We start from the raw sequence: 22,632 nt of genomic DNA, 5'->3' as shown, positions 1-22,632 counted from the left end.
GACTTTACTAACGTTCTTGAGTGTTGGTGAGCGCCACGCCTGAGTTTTGCTAACGAAGCGGGCGGAGGCACGCCAGGGCGACCCCGCACCCGCCGTGGCGAGCACCCCCGTGGATCACCACGGCGTGTGCGGAGCCGCCCTGGGCGTACCGTCAGCCGGCCGTGACCGCTTCGGAGTTCCGGGAGGCGCTGTGCTGGGCGTACCGGGACGGCAGCCCGAGTTGGAGCCGGCAGGTGGGCGAGCCCGACGGGTCGAAGAGGGAGATGCGGTCCGCGGGCACGATGCCCGGCAGGAGGTGCTTCCACAGGTCGACGACCCGGGTGTGCAGGTCCTCGCGGGAGGTGCGGACGTACGAGGTGACCTGGATGCCGGTGAACGAACCGACGATCAGTGTCGAGAGGTCGTACGTGTTGAGCGCGGGCAGGACGTCGCCCCGTTCCTGGGCCGGGGTCAGGCACTGGTGACAGGTGTCGATCCAGGCGTTGTAGGGCGACGGGTCAGGGTGCGTGAACGAGCCGAACTCGATGACGAGGCGGATGCCGGCGCGGATGCGGACGTTGGTGCGCAGCCCGAACGCCATCCGGTGCGTCAGGTCGATGGCCGTTTGCAGACCCGGATCCACGATCGCGGGGACGTCCGAGGACACCTGGAACTGCTCGTCCATCAGGGTGCGTGCCAGGGCTTCCTTGGACTGGAAGTGGAAGTACAGGGCGCCCTTGGTGACTCCGGCGTACTTCACCACGTCGCTGAGGCTGGTGCCCCCGAACCCGCCCTGGTCGAAGGCGATGGCCGCGCCGTCGAGGATCGCCTGTCGTGTGATCTCGGCCCGTTCTTGCCTGACCCTCGCCACGTGGGTGTCTCCTGTTGTCGGTTCCGTTCGGTGGTTCGGGATCAATGTAGTGGGCGTCGTTCAAAGAAAACCAGTCGCCAAGTACTTTTTCGAGGGCCGGGCGAGGGTCTTTCACATGTTCTTTGACGTATTGGGGTGTTACAGATTGGTGGAACAATCCGCCGGGCGGGCGGCCGGGTGTTAACGGCGTTAAGTGAGAGGGAGGGTTCCGGTTAACGGCGTTAACGCCGACGGGCCCTGGCGGAGGTGGCCGTCGGCGGCGTCCGCGCCGCCGACGGCGGAGGTCAGCGGGTGGTCCAGCCGCCGTCCACCGAGAGGGTGGCGCCGACGACGAAGGAGGCTCGGTCGCTGCAGAGCCAGGCTGCGGCTTCGGCGATCTCCGAGGGTTCCGCGATGCGGGGGAGGACGGCCGCGTTGAGGAGGACCTGCTCCATGTCCGGGTTCTGCTGGAGCCAGAAGTCGATCAGTTCGCTGCGGGTGGTGCCCGGCGCGATCGCGTTGATGCGGATGTTCTGGGCCGCGTATTCGGAGGCCGCTGCCTTGGTCAGTCCGATGACCGCGTGCTTCGAGGCGATGTAAGGGGAGGTGGCCGGGGTCGCGACCAGGCCCGCCGTGCTGCTGTTGTTGACGATGACGCCGCCCCCGGTCTCCAGCATGGCGCGGATCTCATGGCGCATGCAGTGCCAGACCCCGCGGACGTTGGTGTCCATGATGGTGTCGTAGTCCTCCTCGGGGAGGAGGTGCATGGGGGCGGGGACCGTGGACGTACCCGCGTTGTTGAAGGCGGCGTTCAGTCGGCCGAAGGAGGCGATGGCCGTCTCGACGGCCTTGGCGACGTCCTCGGAACGTGAGACGTCCCCGACGACGTAGCGGGCCTGGTGGCCGTCGGCCCGCAGCTCGTCCGTGAGCGCGGCCAGTTCCTTCTCCCGGCGGGCCATGAGGGTGACCGACGCACCCTCCCTGCAGAACACGCGAGCGGCTGCCGCCCCGATGCCGGCGCTCGCGCCGGTGATGAGAGCGGACCGGCCCGCCAAGCTTCCCGTGTTGTCCTTCGTCTTCATCACGCGAACCTAACACGCCGCCACTGATCGAAGTGATCCCTGGTCAGAAGGTATTTCATACCCGATGACCTGTTGTACGCAGACGGGCTCAGGCGAGAGTCCGGCCCGCCTCCGGCGCCCCCGCCGACTGTGGCCGCCAGGATCTTGTACCCCTGTCCTGGGGGAACGCCGCGTATGCGGCGAATGCGGTGTGGAGCCCCCCATGGTCAAGCAGGAGCGTGCGGCACGCACGCGGGAGTCCCTCGTGCGCGCCGCCGCGGAGGCGTTCATCGAGGGCGGCTTCGCAGCCACCTCGATCGCGGGGATCAGCGGGAGGGCCGGAGTGACGTCCGGCGCCCTGCACTTCCACTTCAGCGGCAAGGACGAACTGGCCCGGACCGTCGAGGGGCGGGCCGCCGCAGCGCTGCGGGCGGCCGCCCGCACGGCAGGGGGGCCGCAGGCGCGGGCCGACGATCCGCTGAGCCTGCTGGTCGATTCGACCTACACCCTGATGGCGCTGCTCGCCGGGGACGTCGTCGTACGGGCCGGCTTCGCGCTGTCCGCCGACGTGACCCGCCGGAGCCGGCTCGACCTCCGCGGACAGTGGCAGGAGTGGACGCGCGGACTGATCGAGGCCGCCGGACGAAAAGGGCTGCTCGCCGAGGGAGTCACCCCGCAGGACGCGACGCCCGCGGTGGTGGCCTCGGTCGTCGGTTTGCAGGTGTTGGGCGCGGTGGACCCCGAGTGGCTGGCGGTCGACACCCTCACCCGCGTCTGGTCCGTGGTCCTGCCGGGCATCGCAGCCGAGCGTCCAGAAGAAGAGCCCTAAACAGACTGTGCGGTTTGATTTATGGGCCCTTTGAGGTGTTAGATGGGCGTGCTCGGATTCGGTCGCATGCTCTCGAGGGGACTGGCGGAACAGCTACTTTCCGGTAAAAGAGCAGTTCGGGGCCTACTTGTAGCGGATCCGGAATGCCTGTGTGCTAAAAACAGCGCGACCGGTTTTGTATTGACAAACCGCTGGGACTGTTTTCTACTGACTCTTGCGACTCATCCAAGGACAGGGGAGTACGAGTGGACATCGATGTACTGGGCGCGCTGGCCGTGCGGGAGAACGAAACCTCCATCACGCCGACCGCCCCCAAGCCCCGGCAGGTCCTGGCCCTCCTGGCCCTCCATGCCGACCAGGTCGTGCCGGTCCCGGCGCTGATCGAGGAGCTGTGGGGCGCCGAACCGCCGCGCAGCGCCCGCACGACCCTGCAGACGTACGTGCTCCAGCTGCGCGCCCTCATCGCGACCGCCCTGGAGAACACCGACGGCACGCGGACCGCGAAGGACGTGCTCGTCACCCTGCCCGGCGGCTACCTGCTCAACAGCGGCGGCGGGACCAGCGACGTGCGGGAGTTCGACCGGCTGGCCGGATTGGGCTACCGGGCGATGGACGCGGGCGACGCGGCCGGTGCGGCGCGGTTGCTGCGCGAGGCCCTCTCCCTGTGGTCGGGGCCGGCCTTCGCCGACGTCCACGGCGGCGTGCAGCTCGACATGGAGACGCGCCGGCTGGAGGAGACCCGCCTGTGCGCCCTCGACCAGCGCATCGAGGCGGACATGAAGCTGGGTCGGCACCGGGAACTGCTCGCGGAACTGACCGTTCTGGTGAGCCGCTACCGCACGCACGAGAACCTGCACGGTCAGTTCATGCTCGCCCTGCACCGTTCGGGACGACGCGGCGAGGCGCTCGACGTGTACAAGCGGCTGCGCACCACGCTCGTACGGGACCTGGGCCTGGAACCGTCCCCGGCGCTGCGCCGGTTGCAGCGCTCGATCCTGATGGCGGGACCGGAGGCCGTCGCCACGGCGCCTGCGGTGGCCGTGGCGGGTGGCACGGGCACCAAGGCGCAACGACTCGTGCGGGCTTGATTCGATGCCGGTGGCGACCGCCACCGGCACGGGGGAGTGGACGCAGCGGGGGGCGGAAGGAGACGGAGCGGTGCAGGAGAGGTCGGAGCGGACCCGTAGGCGGTTGGTATGCGCCGGGGCCGAGATGTTCCACCGCAACGGATACGCCAACGCGACGCTCGGCGAGATCGCGGGCGCGGCCGGAGTGACGAAGGGGGCGCTGTACTTCCACTTCGCCTCCAAGGACGAGCTGGCCGACGCCGTGCAGCGGCGCGGATGCGGGCTGTTGCACGACGCGGTGCGCGGACTACGCGAGAACGGCGCCTCCCCCCTGCAGGCGTTGATCGACACGACGCACTGGTTGGCGCGGATGCTGCACGAGGATCCCGCGATCCCGGCGAGCTTCCGCATCACCAAGGAATGCGCGGGCCAGCACGTGAACTCGGTGGACTTCCACGATGCCTGGCTGAGCGTGGTGAGCGAGCTGCTGCGCAAGGCCCGGGACGTCGGGGAACTGCCAGTGGACGAGCCGCCCGCCGGAGCCGACGACGAGATGCCGACCATGGACCGCTGGGAGAGCGCCGAGGCCCTGGTGGCCGCCGCGCTCTGCGGGATCGAGGTGCTGGCGGGAACCGGGCTCTCCCACGGGGAGCTGCAGCGCAAGGTGGCCGCCCTGTGGGGGCTGTTGCTGCCGAGCCTGGTGGGGGAGCGGGGGGTCAGGGAGTACCGGACGGGAGCCGTCGGCGCGCACACCCGTGCGCCGGGGGCGGAGCGACGCCGTGAGTTCCAGGGGTCCGGCGCGCAGGCATGACCGCGGCCGTACGCGCGGCAGCGGCCATTGGGTGATTGTTTTCGCAGGTCGAAGTAGTCGGAAGCGATCGAGGCGACTCGACGGAGTACGGGAGGGGAAACCGTGAAGATTCAGGTTCTGGGTCCGTTGAGTGCCGAGGTCAACGGAGACTCGATCGTGCCGACGGCCGGGAAGCCGCGGCAGATCCTGGCGCTCCTGTCGCTGTACCCCGGGCGGGTCATGCCGGTGCCGACCCTCATGGAGGAGATCTGGGGGCAGAACCTGCCGCAGAGCGCGCTGACAACCCTGCAGACGTACGTCCTCCAACTACGCCGCAGGCTCGGGACGGCCATGGGGCCGGGTCGGCCGGGGGCCGCGAAGGAAGTGCTCACGACACGGCACGGCGGATACCTGCTCCAGGTACCACCCGAGTCCGTGGACGTGCACGGGTACGAGACGCTGATCGTGCGCGGCCAGGCCGCGTTCGACGCCGGCGACGACGAGGGCTCGGCGGCGCTGCTGCGGGAGGCGCTCGCGCTGTGGCAGGGGCCCGCCCTGGTCGACGTACGGGTGGGACCGGTGCTGGAGATCGAGGTGCTGCGGCTGGAGGAGAGCCGACTGGTCACGATGGAACGGCGCATCGACGTCGACCTGCGGCTGGGGCGGCACACCGAACTCCTCGCGGAGCTGACCGAGCTGACCGCACGGCACCCGCAGCACGAGGGGATGCACTCCCAGATGATGGTCGCGCTGTACCGCTCCGGCCGGCAGGCGGCGGCGCTCGACGTGTTCCGCAGGCTGCGGCAGCGGCTCATCGGGGACCTGGGGGTCGAGCCCTCGCCGCAGTTGCAGCGGCTGCACCAGGCGATCCTGGCGGTCGACCCGGCCCTGGACGTGGTGGCGGGACCGAAGCGGGGATCGACCTTCGACCTGTACGCGGCCTGACCGGGCCGCCGGCACCGGCCGCCGCAGGGGGGCGGCCGGTGCCGGCGGCCCGGGGTGGCATCGTGGAGGCATGGAAGATCTTGGTGAGGCCCTCGTTTCGTTTCGGCTCGACGTGCCGCCGGAGGAACTCGACGACCTCGCGGCGCGGTTGGGGCGGGTGCGGTGGCCCGACGAGCTCGACGGGGTCGGATGGGACTACGGCATCCCGTCGGAGCGGATGCGCGAGCTCGTCCGGTACTGGCGCGAGGAGTACGACTGGCGGGCCGCCGAGGCGCGGTTGAACGAATGGCCGCAGTTCACCACCGTCATCGACGGGGCCCGGGTGCACTTCGCGCACCTGCCTTCCCCCGAACCGGACGCCACGCCGCTGCTGATGACCCACGGCTGGCCCGGATCGTTCGTGGAGTTCCAGCGGGTCGCGGGCCCGCTGACGGATCCGCGGGCGCACGGCGGTGACCCGGCGGACGCCTTCCACCTGGTGCTGCCCAGCATCCCCGGCTTCACGCTGTCCGGGCCGACCACGGAGCGGGGCTGGGAGTTCAAACGGGTCGCCCGGGCGTTCGCCGTGCTGATGGAACGGCTCGGGTACGGGACGTACGGGGTGCAGGGCGGCGACTGGGGAGCCGCGATCTCGCGCGAGCTCGGCCGCATCCGGCCCGAGCGGGTCATCGGCGTACACCTCAACCTGCTCCCCGGAGCCGGCGCCACCGACGAGCCCACGGAGACGGAACTGGCCCCACTGAGCCCCGCCGAACGGGAACGCACCCTGGCCTCCTGGGAGCGGTACCGCGTGTGGGCGAAGGAGCGGCAGGGCTACGCCGACATCCAGGCGACCCGGCCGCAGACCCTCGCCTACGCGCTGAACGACTCCCCGACGGGGCTGCTCGCCTGGATCGGGGAGAAGTTCACCGAGTGGAGCGACCCGCGGTGCCCCGTCGACCGGGACCTGATGCTCACCAACGTGACGCTGTACTGGCTCACCGGGACGGCCGGCTCCGCCGCCCGGATCTACTACGAGCGGGCCCACGCGGACTGGTTCGGGCAGCCGCCCGAGGTGTCCGCCACCCCGACCGCGCTCGCGGACTTCCCCCAGGACAACTTCGTGCCGCTGCGGCACATCGCCGCGCGCACCGACTCCGTCGTGCGCTGGACCTCGTACGACCGGGGCGGGCACTTCCCCGCCATGGAAGTGCCCGAACTGCTCGTCGGCGACGTCCGCGCCTTCTTCCGGGAGCTCGCCGCCCCCGGCCGGACGTCCGGCATGTGAAAAGTCGCCGGGGCGGGTCCGGACAGCTGTGATGATCGCCCGATGAACGACGAACAGCGAACCCGCCCCGTACTGATCGGCGACGAACGGGAGACCCTCACCAGCGTCCTGCAATGGCAGCGGGACACCCTGATGATGAAGTGCGCGGGACTGTCCGCCGAGCAGCTGCGGCGCAAGGCCGCGCCGCCGTCCGGGCTCAGCCTGCTCGGGCTGGTGCGCCACCTCGCGGAGGTCGAAAGGGGCTGGTTCCGCAACGTCGTGGGCGGCGAGGACGTCCGAGGGTATTTTCCGCAGGACGAGGCCGGGGAGCGGACGGAGTTCCGGGTCGAGGAAGCGGACCCGCAGGAATCCTTCAGGATCTGGGAGGACACCTGCGAGCGCTCCCGGAAGATCGTCGCCGCGCGATCCCTCGACGCACAGGGCCGGTACGGCGATGAGGGCTACTCCCTGCGCTACGTCCTCGCGCACATGATCGAGGAGTACGCCCGGCACAACGGGCACGCCGACCTGTTGCGCGAGGCGATCGACGGGAGCACCGGCGAGTAGCGGACGCCACGCCGGGCCCGCCGGCCGGTCCGGTCAGGCGGGCGCGGTGCCCGTACGGTCCACGGCGTCGAGCGCCACCTGCCACGGGAAGTGCGGCGGGGCGTCGGGACCGGCCGGACCCGGTACGAACCCGCCCTCGCCGTACAGGACTTCGGCACCCGCTGCGCGCAGTACCGTCAGGGACTGCTCGAACTGCGGGTGCGCGGCGAGCGCGGCGTTCGTGCAGGGCATGGCCACCACCGGGACGCCCTTGCCGAGGGCCTCGGCCGCGACGCCCACCGTGAAGCGGTCGGTGAGACCGAGGGCCCAGGCGTTGACCGAGTTGAAGGTGGCGGGCGCGAACAGCAGAGCGTCCGCGGCCGGCCACACGTCGGGCTCGCCGGGCATCTTGTACTGCCAGCGCACCGGGTTGCCGGTCAGTGCGGCGAGACCGTCGAGGCTGCCGGCCACCCACTGCGCCGCCGTCGGGGTCAGGCCGAGGCACACGTCCCAACCGCGCGACTGGGCGTCCTCGATCACGTGGGCCACATCGAACACGGGCGGGGCGGCGGAACAGAACAGATAGAGGGTCCTCATACGGTCATGTGATCACATTCTTTGCCCCGGGCTGTCGTTGAGGGGCGAACGTGGACGTGGACGCACGCGTATGCGGATGAGCTTTTCAGCGATGTTCCGTCGCACGGCCCGGCGGTTGACTGAGGGCATGACGAACAACGAGAACGAGACGACGCAGAAGCTCACCCTGGTCATCGGGGGCAACGGCAAGACCGGCCGGCGGGTCGCGGACAGGTTGACGCACCTGGGTCGGCCGGTCCGGATCGGGTCGCGCACCGGTGAGCCCGCCTTCCACTGGCACGAGCCCGCCACCTGGGGGCCGGCGCTGGAGGGCGTCGACCGGGTGTACGTCACCTACTACCCCGACCTGGCCTTTCCCGGCGCCGCCGAGCAGATCGGCGCGTTCGCCGAGCGGGCCGTGGCGGCCGGGGCCGGACGGCTGGTGCTGCTGTCCGGGCGCGGGGAGGAGGCCGCCGAGCGCAGCGAGCACCTGCTGAAGGCCTCCGGCGGGGACTGGACCGTCGTCCGCGCCAGCTGGTTCAACCAGAACTTCGACGAGAGCTTCTTCCTGGACCCCGTGCGGCACGGGGAGATCGCCCTGCCGACCGCCGACGCCGTCGAGCCCTTCGTGGACGCCGACGACATCGCCGACGTGGTGGTGGCCGCGCTCACCGACGACCGGCACATCGGCAGGACGTACGAACTGTCCGGGCCGCGCCTGCTCGGCTTCTCCGACGTCGCCGCCGAACTGTCGAAGGCCACCGGCCGGGACATCGCCTACGTGCCGGTCTCGGACGCCGACTACCGCGCGGTGCTGCGCGAGCAGGACCTGCCCGAGGACTTCGCCGACCTGTTCGCGCTGATCCTCGACGGACGCAACGCGCACCTCGTCCACGGGGTGCGGGAGGTTCTCGGGCGGGAGCCCAAGGACTTCGCCGACTACGCCCGCGAGGCCGCCGCCACCGGCGTCTGGAACGTCTGAGAGGGGTCCGGCGGCCGTCCGGTACGGGAAGGATGGGGTCATGGACATGCTGACCGGACTGCTCGAAGGGCCCAAGGCGCGCGGCGCCCACCTGCAGAAGTCCGTCTTCGACCCGCCCTGGTCGCTGCGGGTCGAGGACCGGGCGCCGCTCTCGGTGATGACACCCGTACGGGGCACGGCCTGGCTGGTGCCCGACGAGGGCGAGCCGGTCCTGATCGGCCCCGGTGACGTGGCCGTAGTACGGGGCCCCGTGCCGTACACCGTGGCGGACGCCCCTGGCACCCCGGTGCAGGTCACCGTGGGCCCGGACCAGCGGTGCAGTACGGGGACCGGGGAGGACGTCACCGACACCATGGCGCTGGGGGTCCGCACCTGGGGGGCGCGGACAGCCGACGCCGGATCGGTGGTGTTGTTGAGCGGCACCTACCAGGCGCCCGGCGAGATCGGCAGGCGGCTGCTGGGGGCCCTGCCCACGGTGCTGGTCCGGCCGGCGGGCACCGCGGACGCCACCCTGATCACATTGCTGGCCGCGGAGGTGTCCCGGGACGAGCCCGGTCAGGAGATCGTCCTCGACCGGCTGCTCGACCTGCTGCTGATCGGGGTCCTGCGGGCCTGGCTCGCCGCGCCCGGCTCGGGGGCGCCCGCCTGGTACCGGGCACAGGGCGATCCCGTCGTGGGGGCGGCGTTGCGGCTGCTGCACGCGAATCCCGCGCACGGTTGGACGGTGGAGGAACTCGCCCGCAAGGCCGGGGTGTCACGTGCCTCGATGGCCCGCCGTTTCACGCAGCTCGTCGGGGAGCCACCGGTCGCCTACCTGACGGGGTGGCGGATCGCCCTGGCCGCCGACCTGCTGCGCGAGCCGGACGCCACGGTCGCGACGGTGGCCCGCAGAGTGGGGTACGGGACGCCCTTCGCCCTGTCGGCGGCCTTCAAGCGGGTACGGGGCGTCAGCCCGCAGGAGTTCCGGGCCGGGACGGCTCCGCCCTCCACGGGGGTGGGGGTGGGACGCACCGTCGTACTGCCGTAGGGCCCTTCCGGTGCCCTCAGGGGAGGGGGAGGACGGCGACCGTCTGGTCGCCGCTGACCTCGCCCGTCGGTCGGAAGCCCAGGCGCAGGTAGAACGGCTCCGGGCTGCCCTGAGCGCGGCTCCAGCAGACGTGGGCCTCGGCGGCACCGCGCGTCCGCAGTTCCTGGAGAACGGCGCCCACCGCGAAGCGGCCGTAGCCCTTGCCCTGGTGGCCGGCGGCGATGTTGAGCCGCCAGATGCCGGACCGGCGTTCGTCCGGGTCCTTCGCGGGATTCCACACGATGTCGACGAAGGCCATGACGAACCCCACCATGTCGTCGCCGTCGACGATGGCCCGCGGCCAGGCCACGGGTCCGTGGACGTACGCCTCCGCCAGCGACTTCACGACGGGGGAGACGAGGTGTTCCTGGGCCGGGGCGACGCGTACCGCGCACACCGCCTCGAAGTTCTCCTCCGTGACGGGTATCAGTCGCAGTGATGAGCTGATCATGTTCCAAGCGTACGGTCCGATCACCGGGGCATAAGCTGATCACGGACGACCATGGAACGGGCGGGAGGCAGCAGTTGACGCCGGAGCGGATCCTCGTGACGGGAAGCGCCGGCTTCGTCGGTTCGCACGTGACGGCCCTGCTGTCGGAGAACGGCGGCCCCGCGCTCCGGCTCCTGACCCACCACCGGAGCCCACCCGTCGGCGCGGCCGGCGCCGAGGTCGTGATCGGTGACCTCACCGATCCTGCCTCCTTGCGCGGGATCTGCGAGGGCGTCACCACCGTCCTGCACCTCGCGGCCCGTATCGGGGGGACCGAGGAGGAGTGCCGGGCGGTCAACGTGGAAGGGACCCGCGCGCTGCTGGCGGAGGCCGCGCGGGCCGGGGTACGGCGCTTCGTGCACCTGGGCACCGCCGCCGTGTACCGGGACGTGCCGCACCGGGGCGAGGCCGAGGGACAGTTGGAGGAACGGCCTTCCTCCCCCACGAGCGTCACGCGGCTGGAGGGCGAGCGGCTGGTCCTCGCGGCGGGCGGAACCGTCCTGCGCCCGCACCTGGTCTACGGGTGTGGCGACATCTGGCTTGTTCCCGCTCTGGTGGGGCTGATGGACGCGCTGCCGAACTGGGTGGACGGCGGCCGAGCGCGCATCTCGATGATTTCCGCGGATGCGCTCGCGGGGGCCGTCGTGGCTCTGACTCGGCTGCCCGAGCTGCCCCGCGGGCAGGTGCTGCACGCGAGTCATCCGGAGCCGGTCACGTGTCGCGAGCTGATCACCACCGTGGGGCGGGCATTCGGAATCGCCCTGCCGGAAGGCGACGTCACCCTCGACGAGGCGCTGGAACGAACGGGGGCGGCCGGTGATCCGGTCACCCGGCGCAGGCTGTCCCTGCTGACCACCGATCACTGGTACGACAGCGGCGCGCTGTGGAAGCTGGTGGATGCCCCACCCGGTCCGCGAATGCCGGAGGGATTCGGGGCGTACGCCCCCTGGTACCGGGAGGGGTTGGGGCCGTGAGCCGTGCGGGAGGCGGCGTCCGTCAGTGGTCCGCGACGGTACCGGTGACGGTGGCCTCGAAGGTCTTCACGTCGCCCTGGCGGCCGGTGACCTGGACCACGCGGACGGTCGGGTCCGATGAATGGGCGACCTCGGTCTCGATCCAGCAGGGGATCTCGAGCTCGGCGTAGTTGTGGAAGAAGGTCTCGATGCCCGTGGGCAGGAACGGTTCCCCCTCCAGGACGCCGCAGGCCGCCTGACGGGCCGCCTCGATCAGCACCATGCCCGGCTGGTGGTCGTTGGGGTGCTCGAAGAGGACCGGATGCCCGAAGTGGGGGTTGAGCAACCAGCGGCCCGGCCGGTCGCCGGGAGAGAGCACCACGTCGGTCGGGAAGACCCGGCCGGCGGATGCGGCGGGAATCGGGGCAGGGCGCGGCACGTCCCACAGCGAGGACGAGGAGGCTGCCGCGTACGTGCCCCGCAGTCTTCGGTAGACCGCCGGTGAGACGCAGCTGAAGAGCCCCGTACCGGTGGCGGCGACCCGGTTTCCGCGCCGGACGGTCACCTCGATGAACCCCGAGAAGCGGTTGCCCTGCCAGGCGAAGTCCCGGCAGACCACGATGAGTTCGAGGTCGCTCGGGTGGGGGCCGATGAGCAGCTCGGACGGCTCGGTCTTGAACCCGAGACTCCAGACCAGGGCGTTGTGCGTCAGCGGTACGCCGTATTCCGCGTGGGCCAGCAGGAGAGCCGACTGACGGATGGTCTCCGCTGCCTGCACGGGGTCGTGGCTGAGACCGTCGGAGGTCGTGAAGAAGCTGTGGGCGCGGGGCCACTGGGCGGTGACGCGGAAGACCTCGTCCCCCAGGCGCTCGTAGCCCGTCAGGAACACTTCGGCTATCGCGCTCCGGTGGACGTACTCCCGGGGAACGGTGCTCGTGAGCGGCTGGATGTCGTTGCAGCGCGTCGTCCACCGACCGCCCCCCGTAAGCGGGTTGGCCGGTGCGGCGATGTTGTTCTCGAACGTGAGCAGGGTCATGGACCTCTCCGCAGAGTCGAGGTGACGGACTGAACGAGCACTCTGAAGACGTAAGATACGTACTCTCCGGTTTTATTTGCAAGGAAAGAGCGCCTTCCGCTTATCGAACGCGCCCCCGTCGCATCGCCGGGAAGGGTCGTTCGGCAAGGCGCACCGCCGCCTCGACTGTAGGCGCCACAGGCGTAACTGCGGGGTAGGAGGCCTACCAGAGGGGGTCGGGGGAGGGGGTTGAAATGAGCCAAGTCCGGATCAGAAAGAACCGACCGAGCGGTTGTTTCCTTTGATCACCCTGGGTAATGGCCTGCTGAGGGGTTGATACCGACTTCCCGCATCCGTCGGAAACCCGCCCGCCGTGTGCCGTTCGGGCTGCACTTGTATGAAGGCCCGCACGCGTAGGCGCTATGGTTTGCGGGTTGATAAAATACGGACCTTCTGGTTGGTTTCAATGGGGGGAGGGGGCCTCTAGGAGCCCGTCCGTAGTCACCCTTTGTATCGGAGGCATCGTGGCACGTCAGGAGCGTGCAGTGCGCACGCGTCGTGTGATCTTGGAAGCGGCAGCCGCAGTCTTCGACGAGCGGGGATACGAGGCCGCCACCATCGCTGACATCCTGGCCAAGGCCGGAGTCACCAAGGGTGCGCTGTACTTCCACTTCGCCTCGAAGCAGGAGCTCGCCCGCGGCATCCTCGACGAGCAGTACACCGAGGGAACCGTTCCTCCACGTGAGGTCAAGCTCCAGGAGCTCTACGACCTGGGTATGGTGCTGGCCTACCGCGTGCGCCACAACCCCATGCTCAGCGCTGGTACCAGGCTCTCCCTCGGGCCCGACATGCGCGAGATCTTCGGCGGAGGTTCCGTACCCGGCTGGATCCAGGTGACCGAGGGAGTGATCCTGCAGGCCAAGGCGCAAGGGGAGCTTCTTCCCCACGTGGACACCGCGGAAGCGGCCTGGGCCCTTTCCGCCGGCTGGGCGGGTGTGCAGATCTACTCGCAGACCCTGACCGACCGTGCCGACATCGAGTACCGGGTCTCTGTTTTCTATCAACACTTCTACCCCAGCATCGCGGTTCCCGCGGTGCTCGCCCGGTTGGATCTATCGCCCGACCGCGGGTCACAGGTGGCGGCCGAGATCAGGGCGCTCGACGCGGCGGCGGCCGAGGCGGACACCGCGACGGAGCCCGCCCGGACCTGAGTCGCGCTCAAGCGCGACTCAGATTTCCTTCGATGATCACCACACACCATGGGCGGACATTCGTGGTCCCCGGCAAACCGCTAGGGCGGTTTGTGGGAGGCCCTCATGGTCAAGCAGGAACGTGCAGCCCGTACGCGAGACACTCTGGTCCGTGCCGCCGCCGAGGTGTTCGCCGAGGAGGGCTTCGGCACGGCCTCCATCTCGGCCATCAGCAAGCGCGCCGGCGTCAGTACCGGCGGGCTGCACTTCCACTTCGGCAGCAAGGGCGCGCTGGCCGAAGCCGTGGCCGAGCGGGCGTCGGAGAAGCTGCGCGCCATCACGGTGGCCCGACGCTCCGGCGGCGACGTCCTCCAGGTACTGATCGATTCCAGCCATGATCTGATGGCGCTGCTGGAGCGGGATCCCGTGGTCAACGCCGGGTTCGGGTTGTCCGCGGGCGGCGGGGTGGCTCCTGCGGCCGTCCGCGTCGGCGGAGCCGGGTGGGACTTGCGCACGCAGTGGCAGCGGTGGGTCGAGGCCACGTTCCGTACCGCCGACCAGGAGGGCCGGCTGGCCGAGGGGGTGTCCCCGCAGGCGGCGGCCGCCGCCGTGGTGGCGGCGATGGTCGGTTTCGGGGTTCTCGGGACCGGTAGGTTCCCTCGCGTCGGCCCCTCCCCGCTCGCCCGGTACTGGGCCCTGATGCTGCCGCGGCTCGCCGCGCCCGGTTCGCTCGACAAGCTGACGCCCGGTGGTTCGGGTGCTCCCCTCGGCGCTGTACCCCGTAGATCAAGTTGACCCCACCGATCGGACCAGATGGTTGGTTCTGGCGGCCCGAATCCCCTCGGAGAACCCTCCGAGGGGATTTTTTTCTGTGGCTCCGGAGGGCTCGATTGTGGCTCCACGGCTCCCTCTGAGAGTGAAAATCCCAGCTCAGAGGCGATCTGGGGTGTTGTGTCCGGTGATGACGAGAGAGAAACGGCATAGCCGGTTTGGTATTGACAAACCGGCTCAGCTGTTTTTTGCTCATTCCAGCGAAAGTCAAGGGCTCATCCATGGACGAAGCAGGGGAGTACGACGTGGACATCGATGTACTGGGTGCACTGGACGTGCGGGAGAACGGGACCTCCATCACGCCGACCGCCGCCAAGCCGCGTCAGGTGCTGGCCCTCCTGGCCCTCCATGCCGACCAGGTCGTGCCGGTCTCGGCGTTGATCGAGGAGCTGTGGGGCGCCGAGCCGCCGCGCAGCGCCCGCACGACCCTGCAGACGTACGTCCTTCAGCTCCGCTCCCTCATCGCCACGGCGCTCAAGGACACCGACGGCAGTCGGACCCCCAAGGACGTGCTCGTCACCCTGCCCGGCGGCTACCTGCTCAACAGCGCCGGCGGGACCAGCGATGTCCGCGAATTCGACCGGCTGGCCGGATTGGGCTACCGGGCGATGGACGCGGGCGACGCGGCCGGTGCGGCGCGGTTGCTGCGCGAGGCCCTCTCCCTGTGGTCGGGGCCGGCCTTCGCCGACGTCCACGGCGGCGTGCAGCTCGACATGGAGACGCGCCGGCTGGAGGAGACCCGCCTGTGCGCCCTCGACCAGCGCATCGAGGCGGACCTCAAGCTCGGCCGACACCGGGAACTGCTCGCCGAGTTGACGGTCCTGACCAGCCGTTACCGCATCCACGAGAACCTGCACGGTCAGTTCATGCTCGCCCTGCACCGCTCCGGCCGTCGCGGCGAAGCCCTCAGTGTCTACCAGCGGCTGCGCGCCACGCTCGTGCGCGAGCTCGGCATCGAGCCGTCCGCCGCCCTGCGAAGCCTCCAGCGGTCGATCCTGATGACCGGTCCCGAAAACCCGGCCGCGGTCCCGGCGGCAGCCCGAAAGCGGCTGGCGCAGGTGGGTTGATTCACCAGGAGAATCATCAGGAGGGTCAGCGGGAGAAGAGCACGGCCCGCATGATTGTGCAGATACCTTTCGAAACTCTTCGGAAGGCTGGGAGAAAAGGCTTGGCAGGGCAATTCCCAACTTTTTCCGGAAGCGGTCCCAACTGTTATTCAGCCTCTTCAGTGAGGCTTGGTGGAGCCAACCGGAATCATGTGCGCGAAATCCGTCGGATGTTCGTCCGCTGCGGAGCCCTGCTCGATGTCGGCTTGAGATTTCGATGATGCGGCGGTGGGACGACATACCGTCACGTCGGTCGAATGCTGAAAACCGAGAGTGCGTCGACGAAATACGGAGGGGAGACGGGAGACCGTGAAGATTCAGGTTCTGGGTCCGTTGAGTGCCGAGGTCAACGGGGCATCGATCGTTCCCACGGCGGGCAAGCCGCGTCAGATCCTGGCGCTTCTCGCGCTCTACCCGGGCCGAGTGATGCCCGTGCCGACGCTCATGGAGGAGATCTGGGGGACCAAGCTGCCCGACAGTGCCCTCACCACCCTGCAGACGTACATCCTCCAGCTCCGCCGCCGGCTGGGCACCGCGATGGGGCCGGGCGCCCCGGGCACGGCCAAGGACGTGCTCGCCACCCGGCACGGCGGCTACCTGCTCCAGATCCCGCCGGAGTCCGTGGACATCCACGCGTACGACACCCTCGTCGCCGGCGGCCAGCAGGCCTTCGACGACGGTGACGACGAACGCGCGGCGGACCTGCTGCGCAAGGCGCTCGCCCTGTGGCAGGGCCCCGCCCTGGTCGACGTGCGGGTGGGGCCGATCCTGGAGATCGAGGTGTTGCGGCTCGCGGAGAGTCGCCTCGTCACGACCGAGCGGCGCATCGACGTCGACCTCAGGCTCGGCCGGCACAGCGAACTCCTCGCCGAACTGACCGAGTTGATGGCCCGCAACCCGCAGCACGAGGGCCTCCACTCGCAGGCGATGGTCGCCCTGTACCGTTCGGGGCGGCAGGCCACCGCGCTGGACGTGTACCGCCGGCTCCGGGCCCGGCTGATCGGCGAGCTCGGTGTCGAGCCCTCGCAGCAACTCCAGCGCCTGCACCAGGCGATGCTGCGCGTCGACCCGGCGCTGGACGTGGCGGCCGGACCGCGCCGCAGTTCGACCTTCGACCTCTACGCGGCCTGAGCGGTCGTTCCGGACGGGCGGGGGCGGGCCGCGAAGCTCCAGCAGCGCTGTGCCCGCGATTGAGGAACCCTCCACCGGGCCCCGCCAGGCTCGCGGCGCGCCGGTATGCGCACCCGCACCGGCGGACGAGGAGAAGGGCACACCATGGACCGGCTGGAACTCACCGATCTGACCCGCATCCTGCGGGTTTGGGGAGGCGAGGACGAGTGCGTCGAGCTGAACGAGGAAGTCCAGGACCTCTACTGGGAAGAGCTGGGCTACGACAGCCTCTGTGTCCTCCAGACCACCGGCTCGGTGGAGCGGCGCTTCGAGGTCCTCCTCGACGGCGAACTCCTCGAACTGGCCGACACCCCTCGCCGGTTCCTCGCCCTGGTCAACGCCGTGCTGAGCAGCCGGGCGGGAGTCTGACCGGCGTCGGCCCCCTCCCGCGGCGGTACGAGGAGCGCTGCGCCCGGCTCCTGCGGGGCTCCACCCGCGCTCGACGCGGGATCCGGCGAACGAGGACATGCTCTGCGTCAAGCGTTGAGAGAGGTGTCTGATGTCTGTCGAGCGAGCACACCGGATGTCACACGCGGTCGACGCGGCCGCGCCCGCCGCAGTCCTGTACGCGCTGGTGGCCGACACCACCCAGTGGCCGCTGTTCCTACCGGACAGCATTCACGTGGAACGTCTCGACTTCGACGGGACCACGGACCGCCATTACCAGTGGGCCTTCGTCGACGGGGCCCCGCAGCCGTCGCTGTGGCGGCGCACCCTGGACGCGCGGCGGCGGCGGGTCGAATTCCGCGAGGAGCGGTCCGGGGGACCCGTCACCACGACGGGCGGGAGCTGGAGCGTGGAGGAACTCGCTCCCGGCTGGTCCCGGCTGACATGGGAACAGGACGTGATCGTCACCACCGAGCGGCCGGCGGATGCCGAGCGGCTGCTGGCGTCCGCCCGGGCGGACGGGTGTACGGCCCTGAACCGGCTGCGGATCGCGGCGGAGGGCTGGCGGCGCCTGGACGGGACGGCCCTCTCCTTCGAAGAGTCCGTACGCGTCCAGGGACCGGCGGAACCGGTCTACGAGTTCCTGTACGGGGTGGCCTCCTGGCCGGGCCGGGTGCCGCACGTCGTACGCGCCGAGGTGACCGAGGACAGCCCCGGCGTCCAGCGCACGACGCTGGTCAACCTGGCCGGTGACGGAGCCGCCTACACGACCGAGTCCGTGCGGGTGTGCTTCCCGGCGGCCGGGCGGATCCTCTTCAAACAGCTCCGCCCGCACGCCCTGCTGAGCGCGCACACCGGCGAATGGTCGGTGGAGCCCGACGCGACCGGAGTCAACGTGGTCGCCCGGCACGACGTCCTGTTGGACGAGCGGGCGGTGGAGCGGGTGCTCGGCCCGGACGCGGACCTCGCGCGGGCCCGCCGGTACGTCCGCGATGCGCTCGGCGCCGAGAGCAGGGCCACGCTCGGCCCGGCACAGCAGCACGCGCGGGAATCGGTCAGGTCGCTGCGGTCGGTCTGACGTGCGCACGGCCCCGGTGCTCCCGCCGGGGCCGTCGCGTTCCCGATCCGGTCCCGTGCGTCACCGGGACGGGCCCGTCAGCACGCCCGACAGCCGGCGCCCGGGGCGTCGCGGGCGGGACGGGCGCCGGGCAGGGCGGTGGGGGCCGCCAGGCACGGCATGACCACCCGCCAGAAGCCGGTCACGGTCCGGTGGGCGAGCCACCGCGGGTCGTCCCGGCCCAGCACCGCGAATCCGTAGGTCGCGGCGACCACCGTGGACGCCGCGCTCAGGTCCGAGACGCCGGGGATCAGCTCGCCCTCCTCCTGGGCCTCGGTCAGCAATCGGCGGACGTACGCGTGCCAATCGCCGAGCAGGGCGAGGGCCGGGGCGTACGCGGGTTCCCGGGCGAGCTGGAGGCCGGTCCGCGCCACCACGTCGCGCAGGAGCACCCCGGCCAGGGCGTGCGTGCTGTCGGCCAGAGCCTGTAGGGCCGAGGTCCGCTGTGCGTACACCTCGTGAGCGGTGGTGCGCAGGATCCGGGCGGCCGCGGTCTCGACGGCCGCACCGACCGCTGCCTTGTTCTCGAAGTGGAAGTGCAGGGCACCCGGGCTCACTCCGGCTCCGCCACTGATCATGCTCAGCGTCGCGTCCGCGTACCCGCGCTGCCCGAACACCGTCGCCGCTGATTCGATCAGCGCCCGACGGGTTCGGACAGCGCGTTCTTGTCTCATCACGCATTGCTCCTGTATCGGATTCCCACCCACATTAAACCGCCCCGTTGGTATTACACACCATGGTGGAGGGTCGATTCGGTCGAGGTAGTAGGGATTTCGGTCAGCCATTGGTCCGTTTTGGGAATGAATGTCAGGCAGGTGGCGGGTGCTTGCGGCCTTTGACAAACCGACGAAGCGGTTTGTATCTTCTTGACGTTGGCTCAACCGAGCTTGAGGGGAGGGGGGCAGATGAACCAGCGTTCCTACGCTGTGCTGGAACCTCACACAGCCGCTGCGGGAGTGAACAGCGGGTTCTCGCTTGCGGAGGGCTTGAGAGCGCCACAGAGCACTCAGGTCCAGTCGGCTCTGTGGCGGATCCTCATCGTCGAGAGCGACGCCGTCGAGGCCGAGACATTGGCCCGCGGTCTGCGCCGCCACGGACACGAGGTCGACATCGTCGCCACCGGCAGTGAGGCGCTGCGCAGCTACGCCGACGCCGACCTGGTGCTCCTCGACCTCGAACTGCCCGACCTGGACGGTTTGGAGGTCTGCCGGGGCATCCGTTCCGCACACGAGATCCCGGTGATCGCCGTCACCGCCAGGGGCAGCGAGCTGGACCGGGTCCTGGGCCTGCAGGCCGGCGCGGACGACTACCTGGCCAAGCCCTACGGCTTCCGTGAGCTGATGGCCCGGATGGAAGCGGTCATGCGCCGGTCACGGCCGGCCAGGCCCGTCGCCGCCACCATCACCTGCGGGCCGCTGCGGATCGACGCGGGGACGCGGCAGGTGACCCTGAACGGGGAGCCGGTCGAGACCACCCGCAAGGAGTTCGACATGCTCTACCTCCTCGCCTCCCATCCTGACACCGTCATCCCCCGCAAGATGCTGATGCAGCAGGTTTGGGGCGACTCCTGGTCCCGCCGCACGGTCGACACGCACGTCAGCACGCTGCGCAACAAGATCGGGGCCGGCTGGATCATCACCATCCGCGGAGTCGGTTTCCGTTTCGGCCAGGGCTGAGCCGGCTCCCGATCCGGAGCCCGCACCGGGATCCCGGTTCGGCGCGAGACGCGGACCAGAACCGCCCCGCGGCGCGCGGGCGGACGACGAGCAGGGCCGAGGCAAGCCAAGGGGGAGAACATGACCGTGACGGCGCTGTGCCACGGAGAGGGCTGCCGCGGCGACCGTTCCGACGGACGCGGCCGACGGCGTACGGTCCAGGGTAGCCGGCTGTGCCGGTCCTGCAGGGACCACTTCGGCGTGGGTCTGGCCGAACTGGCCCACCTCTACGAGGAGTGTGGGCGGGTGCTCGGCGGTGGAGCCCCGGGCAGCCTGCGCGAACGAACCACGGGCGGTGACCACCCCGGTCTGCCCTTCAACGCGGCGGCGGCCGACGTGCGCGCCCGGATGGTGTCCGTACTCGGATCCTGGAGCGGCCTGGTCGCACAACAGCGGGGTTGTGCCTCCCCGCCGCGCAACGTCGCCGCACTCACCGCGTTCCTGCTGCGCAACGCCGACTGGCTCGCGGCCCATCCGGCGGTGTCCGAGGTCACCGAGGAGGTGGCCCGCCTGGTCCGGGCGGGACGCCGCGCCGCCTTTCCCGACCCGACGCGGACCATCAGGCTCGGCGCGTGCCCCGAACCCGACTGCTCGGGCGCCCTGGCCCTCGCCGTGCGCGACCGGGTCCGGCCCACCGGTCCGGCGATCGCGTGCGACGCCGACGCGGGCCACCGCTGGACCAGCGAACGTTGGAGCGAGCTGAGCGACTCCATGGAGCCGGCGCGTCCGGCAGGGACCACCGGCGCCGCCGCGGTGGCGGCCGTCCCCACCGAACGCTGGCTGACCGCCGCCGACATCGCGCGGCTGTGGCACGCCCCGACGGGCACCGTCTACCGGCTGGCGAGCGAAGAGCGGTGGCGCAGGCGCAACCGTGCGGGGCGCACGTACTACAGCGAGACCGACGTTCGTGCCTGCTTCAGCCGCCGGGCCGGGCGCAGTTGACCTTCCGCGCGTGACCGACCTTCGACACGCCGCCGTCCCCTACGGCGCGTACGCGGACGTGCGGGAGCGCCGCACGCTCGGCATCGCGCGCGCGAGCACGCATGGCGTTCGCAGGGCCCGGATCGAGCCGCCTGACCTGCGCTTGACCTTCGCTTGGCCCTGCTTCGACTCAGCGGACCAGCTCTTGTGGAACCTGACCGAGTCCTGAATCCGCCGCCATTGAATGCCCTCCCGTCTCCGAAGAACCTTGTAGTCAAGATCCGGTGCACTGTCCCCGGAGGCGAATTCGAGGAGACCTGATGGACGCCCCTGTGATCGTCGTCGGCGCGGGTCCGGCGGGCATGATGCTCGCCGGTGAACTGCGGCTGGCGGGAGTCGCCGTCGTCGTCCTGGAACGCCTGGAACAGCGTACGGGCGAATCACGCGGCCTCGGTTTCACCGCGCGCACGCTGGAGACCTTCGACCAGCGCGGCATCCTCGCGCGCTTCGGAGACGTGGAGACGAGCACGCTCGGGCACTTCGGCGGCCTGCCCCTCGACTTCGGGGTGCTCGACGGCGCCTGCCAGGCGGCGAAGAGCGTGCCCCAGTCCGTCACCGAGACCCACCTGGAGGACTGGGCCACCGGCCTGGGCGCCGACATCCGCCGAGGTCACCAGGTCGTCTCCGTCCACGACGACGGGGACGGGGTCGATGTCGTCGTGGACGGTCCCGCCGGCCGGCACACCCTGCGCGCGGCCTACCTGGTGGGCTGCGACGGCGGCCGCAGCACCGTGCGCAAGGCGGCCGGCTTCGACTTCCCCGGCACGGCCGCCACCATGGAGATGTACCTCGCCGACATCAAGGGCATCGAACTGAAGCCCCGCATGATCGGCGAGACCCTGCCGGGCGGCATGGTGATGGTGGGCCCGCTCCCCGGCGGCACCACCCGCATCGTGGTCTGCGAGCGCGGCACACCGCCGCGCAGGCGCGAGAGCCCGCCCTCCTTCGACGAGGTCGCCGCCGCCTGGCAGCGGCTGACCGGGGACGACATATCGGCCGCCGAGCCGGTGTGGGTCAGCGCCTTCGGCGACGCGACCCGGCAGGTCACCGAGTACCGGCGCGGCCGGGTGATCCTCGCGGGCGACTCCGCGCACATCCACCTGCCCGCCGGCGGCCAGGGCATGAACACCGGCATCCAGGACTCGGTCAACCTCGGTTGGAAGCTCGCCGCGGTGGTGCGGGGCACGGCCCCGTCGAGCCTGCTCGACACCTACCACCGCGAACGGCACGCGGTCGGCAAGCGGCTGCTGATGAACACCCGGGCCCAAGGGCTGCTGTTCCTGAGCGGCGCCGAGGTGCAACCGCTGCGGGACTCGCTGCGCGAGCTGATGGCGTACGACGACGTGGCACGCCACCTCGCGGCCATGGTGAGCGGGCTGGAGATCGTCTACGACGTGGGTACGGGAAGCCACCCGCTCCTCGGCCGGCGCCTGCCGCGCCTGGAGCTGAAGACCGGAGCGGGCGACCGGATCCCCAGTCCCCACCTGCTGCACCCCGCCCGCGGCGTGCTGCTCGACCTGAACGACAACCCGCAGGTCCGCCGACGTGCCGCGGCCTGGGCCGACCGGATCGACATCGTCACCGCCCAACCATCCACGGGTTCCGCACCCGAGGGCCTCGAAGACACCGCCGCCCTCCTGGTGCGGCCAGACGGCTACGTGGCCTGGGCCGCGCCGGGCAGCCACCACGACCTGCCGATGGCACTCCAACGATGGTTCGGACCCGCCTGAGTCGCTGACC

The 22,632-nt window shown here is 70.4% G+C and carries 25 protein-coding genes; 19 read left to right on the top strand and 6 right to left on the bottom strand.

Annotated features, from left to right (window positions below; translation table 11 throughout):
• Nucleotides 1–151 precede the first annotated feature (151 nt).
• Nucleotides 152–850 (bottom strand): ScbR family autoregulator-binding transcription factor, encoded by a 699-nt coding sequence (locus ACZ58N_RS37680; RefSeq protein ID WP_471169785.1) that lies wholly within the window; start codon nt 848–850, stop codon nt 152–154.
• A 284-nt stretch (nt 851–1,134) separates the two neighbouring features.
• The gene (locus ACZ58N_RS37675) at nt 1,135–1,911 is read right to left on the bottom strand and encodes an SDR family NAD(P)-dependent oxidoreductase (protein ID WP_471169782.1); all 777 of its coding nucleotides are present in this window, start codon (nt 1,909–1,911) and stop codon (nt 1,135–1,137) included.
• Nucleotides 1,912–2,113: 202 nt separating this feature from the next.
• On the opposite strand from ACZ58N_RS37675, the gene ACZ58N_RS37670 reads away from it, so the two are divergent.
• The 6 genes from ACZ58N_RS37670 (at nt 2,114) to ACZ58N_RS37645 (ending at nt 7,334) form a co-directional block, all read left to right on the top strand.
• Nucleotides 2,114–2,719 carry a ScbR family autoregulator-binding transcription factor gene (locus ACZ58N_RS37670; RefSeq protein ID WP_471169779.1) on the top strand — a complete coding sequence of 202 codons (606 nt, stop codon included), beginning with the start codon at nt 2,114–2,116 and terminating at the stop codon, nt 2,717–2,719.
• A 245-nt stretch (nt 2,720–2,964) separates the two neighbouring features.
• The gene (locus ACZ58N_RS37665; RefSeq protein WP_471169776.1) at nt 2,965–3,807 is read left to right on the top strand and encodes an AfsR/SARP family transcriptional regulator; all 843 of its coding nucleotides are present in this window, start codon (nt 2,965–2,967) and stop codon (nt 3,805–3,807) included.
• A 70-nt stretch (nt 3,808–3,877) separates the two neighbouring features.
• Nucleotides 3,878–4,597, top strand: coding sequence for a ScbR family autoregulator-binding transcription factor (locus ACZ58N_RS37660; protein ID WP_471169774.1), 720 nt, complete (start codon nt 3,878–3,880; stop codon nt 4,595–4,597).
• A gap of 102 nt (nt 4,598–4,699) precedes the next feature.
• Nucleotides 4,700–5,521: an AfsR/SARP family transcriptional regulator gene (locus ACZ58N_RS37655; protein ID WP_471169771.1), complete on the top strand. Its 822-nt coding sequence runs from the start codon at nt 4,700–4,702 to the stop codon at nt 5,519–5,521.
• A gap of 70 nt (nt 5,522–5,591) precedes the next feature.
• Complete coding sequence (locus ACZ58N_RS37650; protein ID WP_471169769.1) at nt 5,592–6,788, top strand: epoxide hydrolase family protein; 1,197 nt, start codon at nt 5,592–5,594, stop codon at nt 6,786–6,788.
• A 42-nt stretch (nt 6,789–6,830) separates the two neighbouring features.
• On the top strand, nt 6,831–7,334 hold the full coding sequence (locus ACZ58N_RS37645; protein ID WP_471169766.1) for a DinB family protein: 504 nt from the start codon (nt 6,831–6,833) through the stop codon (nt 7,332–7,334).
• 33 nt (nt 7,335–7,367) lie between these two features.
• Here ACZ58N_RS37645 and ACZ58N_RS37640 read toward each other — a convergent pair whose 3' ends face one another.
• Nucleotides 7,368–7,910 carry a flavoprotein gene (locus ACZ58N_RS37640; RefSeq protein WP_471169763.1) on the bottom strand — a complete coding sequence of 181 codons (543 nt, stop codon included), beginning with the start codon at nt 7,908–7,910 and terminating at the stop codon, nt 7,368–7,370.
• 127 nt (nt 7,911–8,037) lie between these two features.
• Between ACZ58N_RS37640 and ACZ58N_RS37635 the strand changes: the two genes are divergently transcribed.
• Nucleotides 8,038–8,871 carry an NmrA family NAD(P)-binding protein gene (locus tag ACZ58N_RS37635; protein WP_471169761.1) on the top strand — a complete coding sequence of 278 codons (834 nt, stop codon included), beginning with the start codon at nt 8,038–8,040 and terminating at the stop codon, nt 8,869–8,871.
• Nucleotides 8,872–8,911: 40 nt separating this feature from the next.
• A complete protein-coding gene (locus tag ACZ58N_RS37630) occupies nt 8,912–9,898 on the top strand; it encodes an AraC family transcriptional regulator (RefSeq protein WP_471169760.1) in 987 nt (328 codons plus the stop codon).
• Nucleotides 9,899–9,914: 16 nt separating this feature from the next.
• Here ACZ58N_RS37630 and ACZ58N_RS37625 read toward each other — a convergent pair whose 3' ends face one another.
• Nucleotides 9,915–10,388, bottom strand: coding sequence for a GNAT family N-acetyltransferase (locus ACZ58N_RS37625; RefSeq protein ID WP_471169758.1), 474 nt, complete (start codon nt 10,386–10,388; stop codon nt 9,915–9,917).
• A 95-nt stretch (nt 10,389–10,483) separates the two neighbouring features.
• Between ACZ58N_RS37625 and ACZ58N_RS37620 the strand changes: the two genes are divergently transcribed.
• Complete coding sequence (locus tag ACZ58N_RS37620; RefSeq protein ID WP_471169756.1) at nt 10,484–11,401, top strand: NAD-dependent epimerase/dehydratase family protein; 918 nt, start codon at nt 10,484–10,486, stop codon at nt 11,399–11,401.
• Between the two features lie 22 nt (nt 11,402–11,423).
• Here the strand turns inward: ACZ58N_RS37620 and ACZ58N_RS37615 are convergent, their stop codons facing one another.
• Nucleotides 11,424–12,416: a ScbA/BarX family gamma-butyrolactone biosynthesis protein gene (locus ACZ58N_RS37615; protein WP_471169753.1), complete on the bottom strand. Its 993-nt coding sequence runs from the start codon at nt 12,414–12,416 to the stop codon at nt 11,424–11,426.
• A 524-nt stretch (nt 12,417–12,940) separates the two neighbouring features.
• On the opposite strand from ACZ58N_RS37615, the gene ACZ58N_RS37610 reads away from it, so the two are divergent.
• From ACZ58N_RS37610 to ACZ58N_RS37585, 6 genes are all read left to right on the top strand, one after another.
• The gene (locus ACZ58N_RS37610) at nt 12,941–13,606 is read left to right on the top strand and encodes a ScbR family autoregulator-binding transcription factor (RefSeq protein WP_471169750.1); all 666 of its coding nucleotides are present in this window, start codon (nt 12,941–12,943) and stop codon (nt 13,604–13,606) included.
• A gap of 105 nt (nt 13,607–13,711) precedes the next feature.
• A complete protein-coding gene (locus tag ACZ58N_RS37605; protein ID WP_471169748.1) occupies nt 13,712–14,380 on the top strand; it encodes a ScbR family autoregulator-binding transcription factor in 669 nt (222 codons plus the stop codon).
• A 281-nt stretch (nt 14,381–14,661) separates the two neighbouring features.
• Nucleotides 14,662–15,483, top strand: a complete 822-nt coding sequence (locus ACZ58N_RS37600; protein WP_471169802.1) for an AfsR/SARP family transcriptional regulator — start codon at nt 14,662–14,664, stop codon at nt 15,481–15,483.
• Between the two features lie 348 nt (nt 15,484–15,831).
• Nucleotides 15,832–16,653, top strand: coding sequence for an AfsR/SARP family transcriptional regulator (locus ACZ58N_RS37595; protein ID WP_471169745.1), 822 nt, complete (start codon nt 15,832–15,834; stop codon nt 16,651–16,653).
• A 144-nt stretch (nt 16,654–16,797) separates the two neighbouring features.
• The gene (locus ACZ58N_RS37590) at nt 16,798–17,061 is read left to right on the top strand and encodes an acyl carrier protein (protein WP_471169742.1); all 264 of its coding nucleotides are present in this window, start codon (nt 16,798–16,800) and stop codon (nt 17,059–17,061) included.
• Nucleotides 17,062–17,191: 130 nt separating this feature from the next.
• Complete coding sequence (locus ACZ58N_RS37585; RefSeq protein ID WP_471169740.1) at nt 17,192–18,157, top strand: SRPBCC family protein; 966 nt, start codon at nt 17,192–17,194, stop codon at nt 18,155–18,157.
• Nucleotides 18,158–18,234: 77 nt separating this feature from the next.
• On the opposite strand, the gene ACZ58N_RS37580 is transcribed toward ACZ58N_RS37585, so the two are convergent.
• Nucleotides 18,235–18,870 (bottom strand): ScbR family autoregulator-binding transcription factor, encoded by a 636-nt coding sequence (locus ACZ58N_RS37580; protein ID WP_471169737.1) that lies wholly within the window; start codon nt 18,868–18,870, stop codon nt 18,235–18,237.
• A gap of 231 nt (nt 18,871–19,101) precedes the next feature.
• On the opposite strand from ACZ58N_RS37580, the gene ACZ58N_RS37575 reads away from it, so the two are divergent.
• The 4 genes from ACZ58N_RS37575 to ACZ58N_RS37560 all read left to right on the top strand — a co-directional run bounded on the left by ACZ58N_RS37575 (nt 19,102) and on the right by ACZ58N_RS37560 (nt 22,622).
• Nucleotides 19,102–19,872, top strand: coding sequence for a response regulator transcription factor (locus ACZ58N_RS37575; protein ID WP_471169735.1), 771 nt, complete (start codon nt 19,102–19,104; stop codon nt 19,870–19,872).
• Nucleotides 19,873–19,992: 120 nt separating this feature from the next.
• Nucleotides 19,993–20,853 (top strand): hypothetical protein, encoded by an 861-nt coding sequence (locus ACZ58N_RS37570; protein ID WP_471169732.1) that lies wholly within the window; start codon nt 19,993–19,995, stop codon nt 20,851–20,853.
• 10 nt (nt 20,854–20,863) lie between these two features.
• Nucleotides 20,864–21,061 carry a hypothetical protein gene (locus ACZ58N_RS37565; RefSeq protein ID WP_471169730.1) on the top strand — a complete coding sequence of 66 codons (198 nt, stop codon included), beginning with the start codon at nt 20,864–20,866 and terminating at the stop codon, nt 21,059–21,061.
• 91 nt (nt 21,062–21,152) lie between these two features.
• Nucleotides 21,153–22,622 carry an FAD-dependent monooxygenase gene (locus tag ACZ58N_RS37560; protein ID WP_471169727.1) on the top strand — a complete coding sequence of 490 codons (1,470 nt, stop codon included), beginning with the start codon at nt 21,153–21,155 and terminating at the stop codon, nt 22,620–22,622.
• Nucleotides 22,623–22,632 lie beyond the last annotated feature (10 nt).

The sequence above is a fragment of the Streptomyces sp. NPDC040432 genome (genome assembly GCF_055595445.1).
Note: the sequence above shows the minus strand (reverse complement) of the source record. Positions and strands in the feature narration are given on the sequence as shown.